5 protein-coding genes and 1 pseudogene are annotated in these 3,839 nt (G+C 68.9%); 4 read left to right on the top strand and 2 right to left on the bottom strand.

The features are described from left to right. The 4 genes from DBR34_RS22675 to DBR34_RS10565 form a co-directional block, all read left to right on the top strand. Positions 1-596, top strand: a 596-nt coding sequence (locus DBR34_RS22675; protein ID WP_308812529.1) for a DNA polymerase III subunit gamma/tau C-terminal domain-containing protein, incomplete at its 5' end; no start/stop codon positions are given. A 6-nt stretch (positions 597-602) separates the two neighbouring features. Further along, positions 603-923, top strand: coding sequence for a YbaB/EbfC family nucleoid-associated protein (locus DBR34_RS10575; RefSeq protein ID WP_038690110.1), 321 nt, complete (start codon positions 603-605; stop codon positions 921-923). 99 nt (positions 924-1,022) lie between these two features. Then, positions 1,023-1,622 carry a recombination mediator RecR gene (gene recR, locus DBR34_RS10570; protein ID WP_038690108.1) on the top strand — a complete coding sequence of 200 codons (600 nt, stop codon included), beginning with the start codon at positions 1,023-1,025 and terminating at the stop codon, positions 1,620-1,622. Positions 1,623-1,771: 149 nt separating this feature from the next. Further along, a complete protein-coding gene (locus DBR34_RS10565) occupies positions 1,772-2,131 on the top strand; it encodes a histidine triad nucleotide-binding protein (protein ID WP_128096757.1) in 360 nt (119 codons plus the stop codon). Positions 2,132-2,354: 223 nt separating this feature from the next. Here the strand turns inward: DBR34_RS10565 and DBR34_RS10560 are convergent, their stop codons facing one another. Both DBR34_RS10560 and DBR34_RS22670 read right to left on the bottom strand, forming a co-directional pair. Further along, positions 2,355-2,879 (bottom strand): Slp family lipoprotein, encoded by a 525-nt coding sequence (locus DBR34_RS10560; RefSeq protein WP_128096756.1) that lies wholly within the window; start codon positions 2,877-2,879, stop codon positions 2,355-2,357. Beyond that, a pseudogene (locus DBR34_RS22670) lies at positions 2,876-3,839 on the bottom strand (transglutaminase-like domain-containing protein); the annotation flags it as partial. The gene DBR34_RS10560 and the pseudogene DBR34_RS22670, both read right to left, overlap by 4 nt.

Genomic DNA, 3,839 nt, shown 5'->3' with positions numbered 1-3,839 from the left:
GTGCCGAGGAGCGTGACGAGGCGCTGGCGGCCGAACTGGCCAGCCCCGACGCGGCCATGGTGGCGCCGTGGGAGGCGCCGCCGGCGCGTCCTGCCGCACCGGCCCCGGCCCCGGTGGTGGCGCCGGCAGCCGTGGCGCGCCCGCAGGGCATCGCCATTGCGCCCTCGGCGTCGGTTGCCGACGCGGGTGCCGCTGCCCCGATCGCCCTTTCCTCGCCCGAAGCCTGGCTGGAACTGGTCGCCCAGAGCCAGCTCAACGGCCCCTCGCGGCAGCTGGCGGCCCACGCGGCGTTCATCAGTTTTCAGCACGGCATCTTGAAACTGGCGGTATCGCCCGGATTTGAGTACCTGTGTTCGGACCGTTCGCTGGCGGCGCTGACCGATGCGCTGTCCGGCCCGCTGGGGCAGACCCCGCGGATCGTGATCGAACATGGCAACGCCGAGGCCGAAACGCTGCACCAGCGTTCCGACCGCCAGCGTGGCGAGCGGCAACAGGCGGCCGAAGCCGCCTTCATGGCCGACCCGCAGGTGCAGGTGCTGATCCAGCAGCACGGCGCGCGGGTCGTGACCGATTCCATCCGTCCTTTTGATGAGTAACACGACATGCGCGGCAACATCGCCCAATTGATGCAGCAGGCCCAGAAGATGCAGGAAAACCTGCAGAAGGCCCAGGAAGACCTCGCCAAGCTGGAAGTCACCGGCAGCGCCGGCGGTGGCATGGTCAGCGTGACCCTGACCGGCACCAAGGAGTGCCGCAAGGTGCGCATCGACCCGTCGATCCTGGGCGATGCGGAAATGACCGAAGACCTGGTCGCGGCCGCCTTCAACGATGCGTCCAACAAGATCGACGCCGAATCGAAGAACCGCATGGGTTCGGCCACGGCGGGCATGCAGCTGCCGCCGGGCATGAAGCTGCCGTTCTGATCCACCGCAGGTGCCGGGCCCGGGCCCGGTACCGGTGGGGTGACCACGACGCGAAGCCTTCGGGCTTCGCGCGTTTGTTTCTGAGATGAGCCCATCGCCATGAGCCTGCCCCTGCTCGAACAATTGATCGAGGCCTTCCGCGTGTTGCCGGGCGTCGGTCAGAAAACCGCCCAGCGCATGGCCTACCACGTGCTCGAGCGCGAGCGTGTGGGCGGGCAGAAGCTGGCCGAGGTGCTGGCCAAGGCGATCGAGCGCATCGGCCATTGCGTGCAGTGCCGCGATTTCAGCGAGACCGAGACCTGCGCGGTGTGCGCCAATGGCAGCCGTGAGCGGCAGCAGCTGTGCGCGGTGGAATCGCCCGCCGACCGGCTGGCGATCGAGCATGCGACCGGTTTCCGCGGCGTGTACTTCGTGCTGCAGGGGCGCTTGTCGCCGCTGGACGGCGTGGGCCCGCGCGAGCTCGGCCTGGACCAGCTGGAGGCCCGCCTGAAGCAGGGCGAGGTGCAGGAGCTGATCATCGCCACCAGCGCCACGGTAGAAGGCGAAGCCACCGCGCATTACCTGGCGCAGCTGGCACGCGCGCACAAGGTGCGCCCCAGCCGGTTGGCCCAGGGCCTGCCGCTGGGCGGTGAGCTGGAATACGTGGATCGCGGCACGCTGTCGCACGCGTTCGGCACGCGCACCGAAATCCAGGAATGACCCCGGGCAACCGCGCCGCGCCGACACGGTAGAGCGGACCGTTGGTCGGCTGACCGCGCTGACCGCGCCTCCCGTGCACCGCGCCGCACCCGTCGAAACCGGCAGCGCATCCGCGCTACTCTCCAAGCCCCTGTTCCAAGAGGTGCCCCATGAGCCAAGACACCCTGTTCGGCAAGATCATCCGCCGCGAAATCCCTGCAACCATCGTCTACGAGGACGACGAGGTGCTCGGCTTCAAGGACATCGCCCCGCAGGCACCGGTGCACGTGCTTTTCATTCCCAAGAATGAGGCGATTCCGACGTTGGACGACGTGCAGCCCGCGCAGGCGCACCTGATCGGCAAGCTGGCGCTGGCGGCGGCCGAGTACGCGCGCCGCGAAGGCTTCGCCCAGAACGGCTACCGCATCGTCATGAACTGCCGCGAAGATGCCGGGCAGACCGTGTTCCACATCCACCTGCACCTGCTGGCCGGCGCAGCGCTGGGCCACTTCGGCACGCCGAACGCCTGAGGGGGTAGAGCCACCCCATGGGTGGCTGCACGCGATGCCTGATAGGGGGTAGAGCCACCCCATGGGTGGCTGCGCGGCGCCGGATCCAAGGGCAGCCACCCATGGGGTGGCTCTACCTGATCGGCGACGCGCGTTGTGTTGCCCCACGGTGCAACAAAAAAAAGCCGCCCTTTGGGCGGCTTTTTTTGCAAGGCACACCGACCAACGGTCGGTATCTACCCGGTTACCACCAGCCCCAGCCGCGGTAGCCCCAGCCCGGGCCCCAGCCCGGACCCCATGGCCCGTACGGGTAGGCCGGCACCACGTCCACCTGGCGCTGTTCCGGCCACAGGTAGATCACATCGGCGTCCAGCTTGGGCAGGCGATAGTCGTATTCGCCGATGCGGGTGTTCTCGTAGCCGGCGATCTTGCCGATGAAGGTCACATCGCGGCCCGGTTCGAACACGGCCGGGTCGTAGAAGCCGGCGCGGCAGGCCACGAAACGGCCGTCGCTGGCGTCGGCCGACGTGGTGCTCGGGCGGCCACTGCCGTTGAGCGGGCGCGAGATCATCTGGAAACAGGTCTGGCCCTGGGCCGGATTGGTTTCGATGATGCGGCCGCCCCAGCGCACCGGGGTACCCACCTGCTGGGTGGGCACCGCATCGCGCGGGCTGACCATGCTGAACTGGCCTTGCAGCGGTTTGGGCGCGGTCGCGCAGGCGGCCAGCGCCAGCGAAGCAGCGAGGGGAAGCAGAATCTGGATCTTCATGGGGATGCTCCGGAGGACGGGCGATGCCTGCGCAGGTCGCGCAATAATGAAGTGAGGTCGACGTCCGCGCCAGCGTAGCGCGCGAGAACGAAACGGCTGCTGAGCGACAACAGCGCCGGGTCTGGCCGCTGCTGGTGGACGCGCTGGGCCCAGCGGCCTGCGGGCTCGGCACTGTCACGCGCCAGGCCAAGCCTGGCGTAGCGCCGCCCCAGCCGGTGCCACGCGCGCAACAACGGGTCGCGCTCGCGTTCGCCACGGCTCAGCAGCCACGCCATCCAGCCTAGCGTGGCCAGCGCGAAGACCGTGAAAACGGCGATCAGCTGTGACGGTTCCAGCGTGTCGATGCCCAACGGTCGCAGCATCTGCTGCTGGCGGTTTGCGTCGAAGGACAGCACCAGGTCGTTCCAGCCGCGCCGCAGCCAGTCGCTGGCCTGCCCCAGTTGCAGCCAACGGCTCTGCAAGGTGGCGGCGCCGCCCTGCTGCAGGCGATCTTCCAGGGTGTCGTAGATGCGCTCGGGAGCCACGGCGGCGGTCGGATCGACCCGCACCCAGCCGCGCTGCGGCAGCCATACCTCGGCCCAGGCGTGGGCGTCCATGCGGCGCACCACCCAGTAGTCGCCGTACGGATTGCGCACGCCACCGGCGAAACCGGTGACCACACGTGCGGGAATGCCGGCGTTGCGCATCAGCACCACGAACGCCGAGCTGAAGTGTTCACAGAAGCCGGCCTGCTGGTCGAACAGGAACTCGTCCACGCCATCGCGACCGGGCAGGGGCGTTTCCAGGGTGTAGGCGAAGCGGGCGCGGATCCAGTCCAGGCTGCGCGCGACGATGGCCGCGTCGTCGCTGCCCGCCTCGCTGCGCCATTGCCGGGCCAGGGCGGCGGTACGCGGGTTGAAGCCTGCCGGCAGCTGCAGCGCACGCTGGCGCTGGTAGGGGCTGAGCGCGTCCTGGTAGGTG

This window comes from Stenotrophomonas sp. HMWF003 (assembly GCF_003061285.1).
Lineage (GTDB): Bacteria > Pseudomonadota > Gammaproteobacteria > Xanthomonadales > Xanthomonadaceae > Stenotrophomonas > Stenotrophomonas maltophilia_AP.
The sequence above is the reverse complement of the archived record's forward strand: the minus strand, read 5'-3'. Positions and strand labels throughout refer to the sequence as shown.

Excerpts from the sequence above, each read along its gene's own strand:
- DBR34_RS10565 (WP_128096757.1), top strand. The coding sequence starts at position 1,772 with ATGAGCCAAGACACCCTGTTCGGCAAGATCATCCGCCGCGAAATCCCT.
- recR (WP_038690108.1), top strand. The coding sequence starts at position 1,023 with ATGAGCCTGCCCCTGCTCGAACAATTGATCGAGGCCTTCCGCGTGTTG.
- DBR34_RS10575 (WP_038690110.1), top strand. The coding sequence starts at position 603 with ATGCGCGGCAACATCGCCCAATTGATGCAGCAGGCCCAGAAGATGCAG.
- DBR34_RS10560 (WP_128096756.1), bottom strand. The coding sequence starts at position 2,879 with ATGAAGATCCAGATTCTGCTTCCCCTCGCTGCTTCGCTGGCGCTGGCC.